The sequence below is a fragment of the Croceivirga radicis genome (assembly GCF_002072105.2).
In the GTDB taxonomy this organism is placed as follows: Bacteria; Bacteroidota; Bacteroidia; order Flavobacteriales; family Flavobacteriaceae; genus Croceivirga; species Croceivirga radicis.
The window spans coordinates 189,937-205,104 of sequence record NZ_MTBC01000006.1 but is presented as its reverse complement, the minus strand read 5'-3'; the positions used below and the strand labels follow the sequence as shown (position 1 = coordinate 205,104).

General features: G+C 35.9%; 6 protein-coding genes. All 6 read right to left on the bottom strand.

Going from position 1 to position 15,168, the window contains the following annotated elements:
- Positions 1-52: 52 nt before the first annotated feature.
- The 6 genes from BUL40_RS10675 to BUL40_RS10650 all read right to left on the bottom strand — a co-directional run bounded on the left by BUL40_RS10675 (position 53) and on the right by BUL40_RS10650 (position 15,124).
- Positions 53-3,247 (bottom strand): VCBS repeat-containing protein, encoded by a 3,195-nt coding sequence (locus BUL40_RS10675; protein ID WP_244901861.1) that lies wholly within the window; start codon positions 3,245-3,247, stop codon positions 53-55.
- Between the two features lie 67 nt (positions 3,248-3,314).
- A complete protein-coding gene (locus BUL40_RS10670; protein WP_244901860.1) occupies positions 3,315-6,593 on the bottom strand; it encodes a VCBS repeat-containing protein in 3,279 nt (1,092 codons plus the stop codon).
- Positions 6,594-6,600: 7 nt separating this feature from the next.
- Positions 6,601-7,191, bottom strand: coding sequence for a hypothetical protein (locus tag BUL40_RS10665; protein WP_080319252.1), 591 nt, complete (start codon positions 7,189-7,191; stop codon positions 6,601-6,603).
- Positions 7,175-10,447 (bottom strand): FG-GAP repeat domain-containing protein, encoded by a 3,273-nt coding sequence (locus BUL40_RS10660; RefSeq protein WP_080319251.1) that lies wholly within the window; start codon positions 10,445-10,447, stop codon positions 7,175-7,177. Before BUL40_RS10660 ends, BUL40_RS10665 begins: the two co-directional genes overlap by 17 nt.
- Positions 10,448-10,512: 65 nt before the next feature.
- Positions 10,513-12,120 (bottom strand): RagB/SusD family nutrient uptake outer membrane protein, encoded by a 1,608-nt coding sequence (locus BUL40_RS10655; RefSeq protein WP_080319250.1) that lies wholly within the window; start codon positions 12,118-12,120, stop codon positions 10,513-10,515.
- Positions 12,121-12,130: 10 nt separating this feature from the next.
- Positions 12,131-15,124 (bottom strand): SusC/RagA family TonB-linked outer membrane protein, encoded by a 2,994-nt coding sequence (locus BUL40_RS10650; RefSeq protein ID WP_080319249.1) that lies wholly within the window; start codon positions 15,122-15,124, stop codon positions 12,131-12,133.
- Between the last annotated feature and the right edge of the window lie 44 nt (positions 15,125-15,168).

The window sequence follows — 15,168 nt, the reverse complement described above, 5'->3', positions numbered from 1 at the left end:
GAAAGAAGAAAAATAAGCAAAGGGCTATCGATAAATATATCGATAGCCCTTTTTAATTTCTTTGTTTTAATTTATAACTACTGCCGTTGTTTACTAATACCAGATAATCTGTTTTATTTAGAGGGATAATCTTTCTCGCATTTATAAATGGAGGTAGTTCTAAGTTTTCTTTATGTTTTAAATCCAATGTATTGGTATATTTGATAATACCGCCAGCATTGGCCTCAGTATTGCCGAGTTCGTTAACAAAACCAGTGTAATTGCCAACGTAAAGAATCTGCTTTTTTTCCAAGTCAATAGCAAAATCTTCAATGGTACTAAATTGCGCCTGTACAGGTAAAACGGTGCCGGTATATTTGCCATTCTTCAAGTTGAATAACATAGACCTTAATTCTTTAATTTCCTTTATCTCCAAAACCGTTTCTTCTTTATTAGGAAATAAATCATTTAGACTATTTACGGACGCGAAAGAACTATAATCTGGAAATCTTTTTTTAAGACTCGGTATTTGGCCAGAAAGGTTGTCTTTGTTCGCGAATGGAACGTACGACCCAAAGAAGTCATAAAAAATAATTGGGTCTAATTGCGTATTCTTATCAAAATCATCTAAATAAAGTTTTATAGGTTTTTCTTTGGATGCTTTCCATTTATGGTTAAGGCCGGTGTTTCCTGCTAATATTTCTAAATTTCCATCTTTATTTAAATCGATTACCTTTACTGTGTTCCACATTCCGTTGGTGTTCTCCAATCCAAAATCTTGGGTGGCATTTTCAAACTTGTTTTCCCCTTTATTCAGATAAATAGAAACTGGCATCCAATCGCCCACTACAACTAGGTCTGGAAGTCCATCTTGGTTAATATCTGCCCATTGACTGTCAGTTACCATTCCCATTCTTAGTTTTGCTGCAACGTTGAATTGTCCTTTACCGTTACTTGCTAGAATGTAACTAGATGGTGATAGGCCGTAACCGCCTGGTATAGACCTATTGCCTATAAAGAGGTCTAAATGACCATCTTTATTAAAGTCTATAGTAGAAACACTTCCTCCATTGTTCTTAAGCATATCTAACGGTAAGCGTCTAAAATTGGCTGCACCATCATTGATGTATATTCTGTCTTCAAGATAATCGCTTCCTTCTGCATTATCATTGCCTCCGCTCATAACATAAAGGTCTAAATCTCCATCATTGTCAATATCCAAAGCAACAGCATCCGTGTCTTCATAAACCCCATCTTTTAATAGGCTTTCTACTTTTTTAAGCTCAAAATCACCATTGCCAGCGTTTATAAATAAGGAGGGAGATTGATATTTAGCACCTCCAAGATATAAATCTGGAAGACTATCATTATTAAAATCCGCATAAACGACACAGGGGCCTTCTGTAGATAATTTTTCTGGAATTAAACTCTCCCTTTCATAATCTAAATAGTTGTTTTCTAAATGAACATAAGGGAAAGTAGTAAAAGTATGGCTAAGGGATTGTGGCGTACTTTGTTTCTTGGCTTTTACTGTCTTATTAAGTACGGTTGTTTGGTTTAAAGGAACGTTTAGAAATACATCTTCCGTACCATCTAGCCATTTAACCTTTACAGAATCTATCTTATTGCTGTTACCTAGACCAAAGCTTAAAATTCTAGTTGAGGTGCTCTGAAAACCTTTTACGGTAGATAAATCTTTTCGTTGTACTTTATTATTGGAATATAAATATACTTTAGCGCCATTAGTATTATGCAATAATTCATTGCCATCTAATTTTAAACTGGAGTAATTATTATTATCTCGTTCACTGGTATTTTCTAGAATACTAACTGGTTGGTTTATGTTATTTACCACAAGATCTAAGTCGCCGTCATTATCCAAGTCAGAATATGCTGCTCCATTAGAATAGGAGGGTTCTTGCCCCGCTTCTAGCGTAAAGGGTTCAAAATTTAAATTGCCATTATTTTTAAACACCGTATTGGGTAGTTTAATCGTAGGCATTTTTTCTATTAGCTCTTTCTTTATATTGGTGGTTTCCTCCTTGGTAAATGAAGAAAAATCTACATTACTTAAGTATTTAATATAGTCTAAATCGTTAGGGCGCTTATATATTCCATTGGTAATGTATATATCATTTAGGCCATCTAGGTCAAAATCTTGTAGCAAAACACTCCAGCTCCAATCCGTGGCAAAAGTATTGGTAAGCAATGCAACATCTGTGAAGTGGCCTCCTTGGTTTAGTTGAAAGGTATTACGTGCATACTGATCTCCAAACCCATAATTCTCTTTTATTTTTGCAACTTTATCCGAGTCTTCACCGCCTGATTTCAAGAAGATTTCGTTATTGTTGGGCATCATATCTAGCGTAAATATATCTAGCTTGTTGTCCATATTCATATCCATTACATCTACACCCATGGTAAAGCGTGTAGTATGCCCTAAATAGTCCTGACCTACCTCTTTAAACGTTTTATCACCTTGATTGAGATACAAATAGTCGTTCTCATGAAAATCATTCCCTACATATATATCAATATAGCCGTCGTCATTTACATCCGAAGTATTCAAGGCTAATCCATATCCAAGAGGACTTGAATATATCCCAGATTTATCTGTAACATCCTTAAAAATTTGCTGGCCATCACTAAGAAGATTTTCATACAAACGATCACCTGAAATAGGATCGTTGGTATCTCTAGCGCTAATATTGTTGTAACTACGTGTTGTGTGGGTAGAATGGTTCATTAAATACATGTCCATATCACCATCATTATCCATATCAAAAAAAGAAGCTTGTGTAGATAATCCACTAAACGCTAAACCGTAGGTTTCAGCTTTTTCCGTAAAGGTGTTGTTTCCATTATTTATGTACAGTAAGTTTTTGGCGTCAAGGTCTTTATATTTGCCTACCTTACATACATAGATGTCTAAAAAGCCGTCATTGTTTATATCTTCCATAGTAACACCGCTAGACCAAGTACTGTCTATTTTAAGACCGGCTTCTTTGGTAATTTCTTTAAATTTAAAACCACCAAGATTTAAATATAGTTTGTCCGTAGATTGGTTGGCACTTAGGTAAATGTCATCCAAACCATCATTATTTATATCGCCTAACGCAACCCCGCCACCGTTGTAATAGTAGAGGTAATCTATAATGTTTAAACTATCTCTAAAAGTTAGGTTATTAATAAATTCTATTCCAGTTTTAGAGGCGTCCAATGAATTAAAATAAATATGGGCGGGTTGTATTTGTACTTCTTTAGACATGTCTTTTTTATCTGTACACGAAAAAAAAACGAGGATTACTAAAACAAACAGGGCAGATTTCTTAACTCTAATCATTCGCTTTTAATTCAAATGTTAAAATAGTATCATTGTTTCTGGAGACCACCAAAATATTATTGATAATGTGCATATCTCTAACTTCACCTTCTATTTTTAATCCAAGGCCGTCTTTATGCGGAACAAATTTAAAATCTCCTTTGTTTTCCAACACTAGACCCTTTAGACCGTCATATTTGCCAACCTCTGGTTTTACCCCAAATAAATTACCTGCAACTATTAAATCTTGATCTCCGTCATGATCATAATCCAAATTTTGAATTGAAAAAATAGAGGTGAATTGAGCTTCTATGGGTAAAACAATTACTTCAAATTCGCCATTACCTTTGTTTTTTAAGATAACCGACTCCAAAATATTGGTTTCTATTTTCTTGGAAGAATTAACCAGATCAGGAGTAAACATTTGATCCATGCTTTTGTCCTTAAAACTATTGTAATCTGGGAATGTCTTCTTTAAAGGTTTTATTTGGTCTATTAAATCGTGCCGAAGTGCATACGGATAGTCTTTTCCATCTTTGCTTCTAAAGGCAAGGATTGGATCTATGAACCCATTTGCATCATAATCATTGGTGTATAGCGTAATAGGTAGATCCTTACTTGCTTTAAAACTACTATTTAAACCCTGATTACCAAGAACAAAATCAGGAAGGTTATCATTATCTAAATCTACTTTCTTTATGGTATTCCACCAACCTTTGTACTGATTTAGAGTACTAGAATTATCTAAATTAAATTTTCCATCTTGATTTACGAATAAGCTAATACCCATAAACTCTCCAATAACAATTAAGTCTTGATCTCCATCATTATCAATATCAGAAAACTCGGCGTCAGTAATCATTCCCAAGTTTTTTAACTGGGGAGCAACAGATGTGGTTACGTCCGTAAAATTACCTTTACCGTCATTGGACAAGATAAATCCAGAACACGCTTGGCCAAACTGTAGAGGAACTAAGCGCTCTCCAACAAATAAATCCTGATCTCCATCTCCATCAATATCCGTGTTTTTTACAGTTGACGTGCTATAAAAACCCTTATTGTTTGGTAAAATTTGTCTACTTAAGTTAAAGTTTCCTTTACCGTCATTAAAATAGAGCCGATCTTTAAAATCTTGGGAATTTCTTCCATATTCTATTCCTCCACTACAGACATAGAGGTCTAGGTCTCCATCATTATCTGCATCAAATAGGAGAACGTCTGTATCTTCTTGTCTAAGGCTAGCATCAAAAAAATTATTCTCTAAAGCTTTGTAATTTGAAGGGTTACCCAAAAGTATGGTCGTAGTATTCCCTTTAGAACCACCAATTATTAAATCTTCTATGCCATCACCATTGATGTCGCCACTATCCATTTTTGGTCCTTGGGTACTATAAAAATGATATAGTAACCTGTCTTTGTAAAAATCTACAAACTTATTTTCTTTATGCTTAAAGTCAGTAATATTAGTACGCTCAAAAAAATAAGAATCAGATGTATTTAACTGGTCATGTTGTGTTTTAATGTCAGCATCTTTTTCTGAGAACTCATACGTTTTATTTGGTGCAAGATTGCTGAATTTGGTCTCCTTGCCAGATGGCCAAATAATGATGCCAGATACTGGATCATTGTTTTTTAATCCAAAATTAGGTCTTATATCTATACTTGATTGAAACCCCCTTGCTGGTTGGTTTTCTATAGCTTGGTTATCTTCTAAAACTATCTTGGCTCCTATTGCAAAGAGGTTGTTCTTTTCGCCTTTTAAATCGAATTTAATGTAATGGCCATTTGTCTTTTCTACTGCTGTATTCTTATAGACAAACGCTTGCATATTAACGTTGTTCACGATTAAATCTAAATCGCCATCATTATCTAAATCTCCATAAGCGGATCCATTTGAAAAGCTAGGGGTCCATAGGCCACTATTTTCAAAATTTTCAAAAAGCAGACCACCAGAATTTTTATAGGCATGATTTGCCACTTTATTAGATGGGATAATTTCTATGAGCTTTTTATAATCCACGGTATTGTTGTTTACAATGGATTTCATTATTTCTTCATTGGAAATATACTGTAGGTAATCTTGGTTAGTTATATCTCTGTAAATACCGTTGGCGATAAACAAATCTTTATACCCGTCATTGTCCATGTCGAACAGCAAAGCACCCCAACTCCAATCAGACGCATTAACACCACTTAACCTACTTATTTCACTAAAAGACCCATTGGCATTATTTAATTGAAAAGTATTGCGTGTAAACTGATGGTGATAATCATTATTAACTTTTAAACGATATCTATTCCAATCTTCAAATGTTGTGACTGTTTTTAGTCTTTCATATTTTGATGGAAGCATATCTGTTACAAAAATATCGTTATATCCATCATTGTTGATGTCTGCCATATCTGCTCCCATTGAGGCTGCACTTGTACTAGAAATTTGATTTTCTAGGTCTTCTTTAAAGCTTCCATTTTGCTGGTTTATGTATAGATAGTCTCGCTCAAAAAAATCATTTGAAATATAAATATCTTCCCAGCCATCATTATTTACGTCACCTACAGTAACACCCAGTCCAAAGCCAATGACACTACCATAAATACCTGCTTCTTGGCTAACATCAACAAATTTCCCATTGTCGTTTCTAAGTAACTTATCGCCTCCCAAAAGGTCTTTTTTGGGTCTTTCTACTCTTCTAAGGTCAAAGCTGCCAATGGCTTGATAAGAATTGTTCAAAATATAGGCATCTAAATCCCCGTCTTTATCATAGTCAAAGAAAGAAGCATGTGTAGAAAAACCTTTATCGTCCAGACCGTAGGCTGCAGCTTGTTCTATAAACGTACCATCGCCATTATTAATAAAAAGCTCGTTTTGTTTGTTTGTACCATCTAAATTACCGGAATTACATACGTATATATCTAAGTTTCCATCGGCATTTATATCTACCATGGTTACACCAGTAGACCAGGGTTTGTTGCCAGCAACTTTGGCAGTTTTGGTAATATCTTCAAAAGTAAAATTACCTTTATTCAAAAATAATTTGTTTTCCTTTTGATTGGCTGTCATGTAAATGTCTAAAAGACCATCATTGTTAATATCCCCTAAAGCCACGCCACCACCGTTATAGAAGTTTCTGTATTTGTATACATTAAAATCATTGGTATAGGTTAACTCATTACTAAATGAAATACCGGTTGCTGTACTGTCTGTTAATACAAAAAGTGTATCTGGTTTTTTGTCAGATTTAGAACATGAAATGATGAGAATCAATAAACTTAAATATCCTGTATACTTCATCAATTTATTATTTTGTCTTTTGTTCATATCTTAAATCGTCTATTCTAACATCAATATCTTTGGTGTCTTTTAGCGGTTCAATTACGATTCTACGATTACCATCTACTTTAGTTAAAAATGTTTCGGAACTGTTTTTGCCCTTAACTTCGAAAAAATCGTTCCCTGGATACCATTTTAAAAGAGAATCTCTAACTTGAGGCAAGAGCTTTTCTGCCTGCAAATCCTTATTCCACATAGACCAACCACTATGGTAAAATTTAAAATCCATCCCTGTCATAATTTGGTCTTTATCAAAAATACCGTAGAAGAGCATTACAATACTAGATGTTGCGCTGTCTTTTGGAGATTTGGGCAGTATATATTGTACAAAACTGTTTTGTGGTCCCTGTGAAACTTTTTGCTGGTTGTTTAATTGCCAGCACTGATTAAAGAACTGTTGTTTTGTTTGTCCAAAAGTAAAGTCAAAAAAAAGACTGTCATAGATTTTACCAGTTGCTTTTTCCTCCAACACTACTTGTTCGTATTTGGATTTCTTATCGCAACTAACCAGAATTACAACAGATAATGTAAACATCAACAAGCTATTTCTTAACATCATAAAACATTACTTTTTGATTATTTAAAAAAACTGTCAAGCGATTTTTAATCCAAGCAAAATCTCTTATTTGCCCTTTAATTTGAAGAGATATAGGTTTGCCTTCTAGATTACCGTTTTTAGTGCCAAATATAACCCAACCTCTAGAAGCATCATAACTACCAAATTGAGGTTTAACTAAAAATTGATTACCTCCAAAAATTAAGTCCATTTCCCCATCTTCATCAATATCAATTGCCTTTATGGTATATATAGGACTTAATTGTAAGGGTTGCGGTAGTGTTTGGGCAGTAAATTTATCTCCATCATTTATAAATAAAGTGCTTTCTAAGGTAGTAAGGCTTAGATTTCTTGCATTCTTTAATACCTCTGGACTAAAAAATTGACTTATATCTGTATTTGCGTAGTCCTTGTAGTATACAAATTTCTTTTTTAATGAGGGTATTTGTGCTATAAGCTCATCTTTATCTACAATGGGAAAGTATAAGCCATTTAATTCTTTGCATATAATTTGTTCTACAAATCCATTATGGTCAAAGTCTCCAACGTACATTTTCATATCGTTGGAAAAAAAGTTGTTGGTGCCTATATTTCCGGCCAATAAATCTAAATCGCCGTCTTTGTCTACATCTTGCAGGAATAAGGATGTCCAAAGGCCATTCTGGTTAGCTAGGCCATAAGTACTCGTAGCGTCCTTATAAGATTCATTGGCGTAAAGGAATATTTTAGGAGACATCCATTCACCGGCGGCTACAATATCTAATTTTTGATCATCATTTATGTCTTGTAAAAGCAATGATGTAATCATCCCAATGTCTTTTAATTCTTTGGGTGATTCTACTGTAAATTGGCCATTACCATTGTTTCTTAGAATGTAAATTGATCCTGGTAAGCCATAGGTGGCGGTAATAAAACGCTCACCTACCACTAGGTCTATATCACCATCGTTATCAATATCTCCTTTGGCAATAGCTCCTGTATTTATTTTTTTTGGAAACTTGGGTTGTAACTTACTTTTTGTAAAACTATTCCTGTCGTTTAGGTATAATACGTCATCTAGTTCAGTTGCTTGGTTAGCAAATGCTTTTCCACCGTGGCCCACGTACAAATCTTGGTCCCCATCATTATCTGCATCAATGAAAATGGCTTTAGTTACCTCTGATCTATTGTCCGGCTCAAAAAAAGTGGTATTTTCCAAAAAGTCTTTTGCACCATTGGAAAGAAATAGGGAGGATGATTGAAATTTTGCCCCTCCAACGAATACGTCTGTAATACCATCTTGGTTTAAATCTGCAGTGGCTATACCCGGACCTTCATTGCTATACATTTGGGGTAATAACCTTTCTTTATTAAAGTCTGAAAATACATTTTCTTTGTGCTCAAACGCAAATAAAGAATCCGCGGGAATTAGAATGCGTTCTTTGTTGGTTGGTGGTAACTTGTTAATATCTAGAATAGTATGTTGCTCTTTTTGTATTGTGAGTTGTTTTAGGTCCCAATTTAAAGCATGAGCCGTTAAATCATTGTTTGGCCAAACAATATAAAGGCTATCTGCCAATTCTTCTTTTTTCATGCTAACTAGTAAGGTACTAGAAATACTACTTTGAAAACCTTTCGTAATATAATTGTCTTCTAGTTTAATAGTAGTGCCATTTTTTCGAAAATAAAATTGAGCTCCTATAGCTTGATTGTTGTCGCCATTCTGCTTTAACGAAAGCCTTAACGTATTGTTATGATTTTTGCTGGTGTTTTCATAGACAAAAGAAGGCATGTTTACGTTATTAACTACCAAATCTAGGTCTCCATCATTATCTAAATCAGAATAAACACTGCCATTGCTAAAACTAGGTTTGTCTAATCCCCACTTTGTATTTACAGAAGTAAAATTCAATCCACCGTTATTTTGAAACATTTGGTTAGGTACGGCTTGGCTAGGCATGGCATCAATTAATTTTTTGATAACATCTGGTTCCTTATTTCTTATTTTTTCTGAAATGACTTGATCATTTGCTTCAAATGAAAGGTAGTCTCTATCTAAAAGGTCTTTATAAATTCCATTTGATATAAATACATCTTTTAGGCCATCGTTATTGGCATCAAAAAAGAGTGCGCTCCAACTCCATTCTGTTCCGGCTATCCCACTAGCCCTACTTATATCAACGTAGTTTTTGTTGCCTAAATTGGTTTGTAAGGTGTTCCTGGAAAATTGGTTGAAGTATCCTTTTTTTACAGCTAGTTGCTGTTTATCCCAGTTTTCATAAATGGTCTTTGTTTTTCTTCGCTCCTCGGTTAAGGGTAGCATTTCTGTTACCACTAATTCTGGTTTTAGGTCGTTATTCAAGTCAGCTAGGTCCGCACCCATGGAACCCATGGATATGGATGAAAAGTAAATTTCTAATTGTTCGGAAAAAGTACCATCTTGTTTGTTGATATATAAGTAATCTCTTTCAAAAAAATCATTGGATATGAAAATGTCTGTCCAATGGTCATCATTAAAATCTCCAAGGGTAATTCCTAATCCGAATCCTATATTACTAGTGTAAATACCAACCTTTTCAGATGCTTCAATAAATTTGCCACCATCATTAATAAAAAATTTGTTTCCATTACCGCTTTTATCCGGAATAGTTCTTTGGTCTTTTATAAGGTCGAAACCGCCCACCGCTTTTAGTGAATTATTAAGCAAGTAGCAGTCAAGGTCCCCATCTTTGTCATAATCAAAAAATGAAGCTTGCACGGAAAGGCCTTTCACTGCTAAACCATATTTTTTAGCCTCCTCCTTAAAAGTTAGGTCTCCCTGGTTAATAAACAACTCGTTAGCGCGGTTTGTACCTCCTGGCGGTCCTGCTTTGCAAACATAGATATCTTGTAGCCCATCTCCATTAACGTCTACAATGGTTGCACCTGTAGACCAAATATTATTACATGCTACACCTGCTTTTAGAGTGATATCTTGGAAAGTAAAGTTCCCTTTATTTAGATAGAGTTTGTTGCCTACTTGATTGCCGGTAAAATAAATATCATTTAAGCCATCATTATTTATATCGCCTATAGCAACGCCTCCACCATTATAGAAATTCCTATATAGATAAGGGTTGAAATCTTCCGTATAGGTTAACTCGTTATTAAAGTAAATACCAGTTACATTACTGTCCTTTAACATGAAGAGTGAATCTCTTTTAGTAAGGTTTTGGTTTTCCTCTTTGTTACAAGAAGTAAATAGGACTATTAAAAAGGATAATAATAAGAGTCTGCTCATTTATTGGAGTAAAAAAAGGGTTGTTCTATTGAACAACCCTTTAAAATTACTAATTAAGATTCTGTTTAGTAGCCCGGATTCTGTGTTAGGGTACCATTAGAAGCATTAATTTGATCTTGTGGAATAGGGAAAATTGTTTTACTAGCATCACTAGCACCTTTTTCCCACCAAGCTTCTCCGTATTTCCCAAAACGGATCAAGTCAGTTCTTCTAGCAGATTCTTGGAACATTTCGTGGCCTCTCTCTTCTAAGAATGTATCTGCATCCATAGTGGTGGCAGCAGGTAAACCAGCTCTTTCTCTTGTGATGTTCACATCTGGTAACGCCAAGCTCCAATCTCCTGCTGCTCTAGCTCTAGCTTCACCTCTAATAAGGTAAACTTGACCAAGACGGAAAAGAGGATAATCATTATTCATTTCTTGACGACCGAACAACTGTAGACTAAATTTAGCAGCTCTTACACCGCTCTGTCTAGGAGAGTTAGGCTCTAATTCGCTGATTTCTGGAGTGTATTCTACAACAAGGGTTGGGTCATCAGAAGCATAATCTAATAACGCAGCACCATCAAAATCGGTTTGAGCTCCAGCTAAAAAGCTAGCTTGCTTTCTGGCATCAGCATCATCATAGCTATTATAGAACTCCTCTAATACTTGATAACCATTCCATGGCTGTTGGTCTAATGCGTAAGTAAGCTGAGTACTATAGTGAAAGTTCATCTGACTAAAGTTCATACCTGTAGCTGAAGTTTCGTCATAGAAAATAGCCCAAATCAATTCTGGATTGTATTGGTTGTTCGGTGCAAAAACAGCTGAGTATCCTTCTAAATTTTCTGGATCACTATCAACAGCCGGTCTTTTAGCTAAATTTGTTACCGTACAACCTTCTCCACAAATTTGGTAAGGTCCATTATCTATTATATAAGATGCGGCCCAATCAGCTTCATTATACATGGCGGTACCCGTGTAAACTTCAGCATTTAGGTACAATTTAGCCAATAGCCCCAATGCAGCATACTGATTTATTACATAAGGGTCAGCATCTGTACCTAGGGCACTTCCTGATAAATCCATGGAAGCTGTAACCGCAGTTATACCCAAGACATCTAGCAATTCGCTCTCTACAAAATCATAAACTTCTTGTCTGGTGGCTTGAGGAGCATCACCAGTAGATGAAGTAATTATTTTAACACGACCGAAAGTGTCTAGTAACCTCCAGTAAAATAATGCTCTAATTGTTCTAGCTTGTGCTTCTTCAGCAGCAGTTAGGCTACCCTCTAATGCTAAGTTTGCTTCAGAGATACCAGCATAAGTTTCTGTCCACATGTTATTTAATGGACCGTTGGCGGACCCATAGGTGTGTCTATGCATACGTAACCAAATACCACCATCAAACCAGTCACCACCTTTTTGGCCTATGGCCATTTCGTCAGAAGAAACGGTTTGTACGGAATAGTATCCTCCATGATTGGCAGAACCACCTCTTAATCTTCCATAAGCTGCCTGAAGCGCGGCAGGAACTTGTCCGCCACCTTCAGTAGCACCTTCTATTACTTGAACACCATTATCAGAGAATTCTGTGGTAAATTCATCTTCTAGTGTTTCATCTAAATCGGTACACGAAACTCCTAAAAGCAAGGCCCCGACAATATATGTTGATCTTATAATTCTTTTCATTGCTTTTTTTTTAGAAATTAATGTTTAATCCTAAGGTAAAAGTCGTACTTGTAAAGTAGTTATATCTACGGTCTACCCCAGGAGCAAGTACTTGTGGCGTACTTGTATCCAAAACAGCACCATTATCTACAGGGCCAAAATCTTGTAAAGAAGCCTCTGGGTCTGTACCCGTATAATTGGTAATTGTCCATAAGTTTTGGCCAGCAATAGAAATTCTTGCTCCTTTTATGTAATCTAAGCCTAAGTCTAAGTTGTAACCAATTGACAAGTTGTCTAATCTAAAGAAACTTGCTTTTTCTACATAGTAGGAGCTAAATTGAGCTGTTCTGATGTCGTCTCTGGCTAAATCTGTGTTAACAAAATTGTATGAAGACTGAGACCCGATTCTTGGCTCGTAGAATGCTCTAAAGGCGTTCACCAAGCTATGTCCAAATGCTCCTCTCCAGAACATGTTTACATCCCAGTTGCCCATTTGAAATTGGTTAGTCCAACCTAGAGTAAAATCAGGTAAACCTTTACCCAGCACTTCAAAGTCGGCGTTTTCTGCTAAAGCATCTCCTTGGGCAGTAACCAATTCACCGTCACCATTTAAATCTACAAGAATTGGAGAACCGTTAGCGTCTACTTCTCCAGAAAATCTAGGACCCCAAATTTGACCAACTTCTTCACCTTCTTTAACTAAAATAACGTTGGTGTCATTTTGACCAGGAGCACCTAAATTTGCTATAGTTCTAGTACCTCCAGTGTTTTCTTCTAGTGTAGATTTATAGGTAGAGAAGATTAAACCAGAATTATAGGACATATCATCGTTTTTGATAACGTCATAGTTTAAGCTTAATTCAATACCTTTTGTATTTAATTCACCACCGTTTTGGAATTGTGTGCTGAAACCTTGGTTTGCTGCAGCATCTATATTTACTTCTGTAATGAAGTCTACAACATCTCTATTATATAGGTCTAAAGTTGCAGACATTCTATCCATTGCGAATTCGATACCGAAGTTAAGCTCTCTTTTTTCTTCCCATTTTAATCCAGGGTTTGGAGCTCTTGTTCCTAAACCTGTTGCCGCAGAACCAAATCCGTTAGGACCGTTGGCTACACTGAAGGTTGTTTGAGACAAACCAACGTTTCTCGGAGTTGCTCCAGTTACACCATATCCAACACGAGCCTTTAACAGGTTTACGTTATCTAATTCTAAGTACTTGTTAAGGTCCGCACCTACAGCTATAGATGGGAAAAGACCCCATTGTTCATCTGCACCAAAACGGCTAGATCCTTCTCTTCTCAAAGACGCATTTAAATATATAGCGTCGTCAAAAGTTGCATTAGCTCTTGCAAAGAAGGCGATAATTCTGTCATCATCATTTCTGTAGCTGTTTGCTTGAATACGCCCAGCCTCTAATAAATCTTGTGACACTTCAATAGCATTACTAAAATCAAAGTCAACGCCAGGAGGGAAATCTCCTATTTGTAAGTAGTAACCATTGCTATCAAACTCTTGGAAAGAGTATCCACCAGTAACTCCTAATTTAAATTTCTCTGAGAATTGCTTGTTAAAGTCAACATAAAACTCTAAAGAGCGGTTGTTGTTCTCAAACGTGGTGAAATCCGCTCTACCTTTTCTAAATGGGCTTACAGCGTTACCACGAAAGAAACTAGTAGTTGGGTAGTATTGTCTATTAGTACCTTTGGCTTTTTGCTCACCAGCTGTTAAGGTTGCAGTTAATGCATCACTAATGGTGTATTTGAAATCTAGTGTATAGTTTAATGTGTTTGTTACCCCGGTGTTTTTATTTTGTTCTAAAATAGAAACAGGGTTGAAACTATCAAAAAGACCCAAAGTTTCAAAATAACCTCCAAATTGTGGTGAATTGAAAGCGAAAGGGGCATCAGCACCAAATACCGGAGCGGTAGGGTTATAAACAACTGCATAACGTAAAGCTTCATTAAATCCAAAATCACTCTCTCTGTTTGTTAGTGCAGAGTTGAAAGTAACTCTTAATTTATCATTAAGAATTTTTCCAGTAAGCTTTGTTCTAGCATTAAATTGCTGAAAACCGCTATTCTTTAAAATACCTTCAGTATCTCTAAAGTTCAAAGAAACACGGTAATTAGCATCTTCAGAGCCACCAGTAGCAGCAATGTTGTGCACTTGAGTAACAGCATTACGAGTAACTTCGTCTCTCCAGTCTGTGTCACTGCCTAAATCAGTACCACCCGCAGCTAAAAACTCCTCTCTATCCATTAATTCAATTTGGTTTGCCGCAAATTGAGTAGAGAACTGTCCGTTATAATTTATTTTAAACGGTTGGTTTGCACCACCAGATTTAGTGGTTACCAAAATAACCCCAGCAGAACCACGCGTACCATATATAGCAGCAGCAGAACCATCTTTCAATACTGTAATATTTTCAATATCACTTGGGTCTACATTTTGTAAAGATTGACCTAAAACACCATCAATAACAACAAGTGGTTCAGCATTACCACCAACCGTAGAGATACCTCTAAGTCTAATTACAGGAGCATCATTTGGATTTCCACCTTTGTTTACAATGTTAAGACCAGCAACCTTACCTTGTAACAATTGTGTAGGTTCATTAATAACACCTTGGTTAAAATCTTCTGTGCTTACACTGGTTACTGCTGTAGTGATTTCTTTTCTCACCTGGGTACCGTAACCAACTATAACAACTTCGTCTAACGCTTGGGCATCTTCGGAAAGGGTTACATTGATGCTGCTTTGACCATTTACCGCAATCTCTTTGGTAGAATAACCAATGTAGCTAAAGACCAATGTTGCGCCATCAGCTACATTATTTAGGGTATAATTACCATCAAAATCTGTTTGCGTACCATTGGTAGTACCTTTCACCAAGACACTTGCTCCTGGTAAAGGTCCGCTCGCATCCGAAACTGTACCGGATACTGTCTGAGCTTGTAGTCCACTAAAGCATATGAATGCACCTAGCAAGAACAAGCTTTTTAGTAGCGTAATCTTCATAAATAATTAATTTTAAGTTTAGTTAATTTTAAATTTAAGAGTTA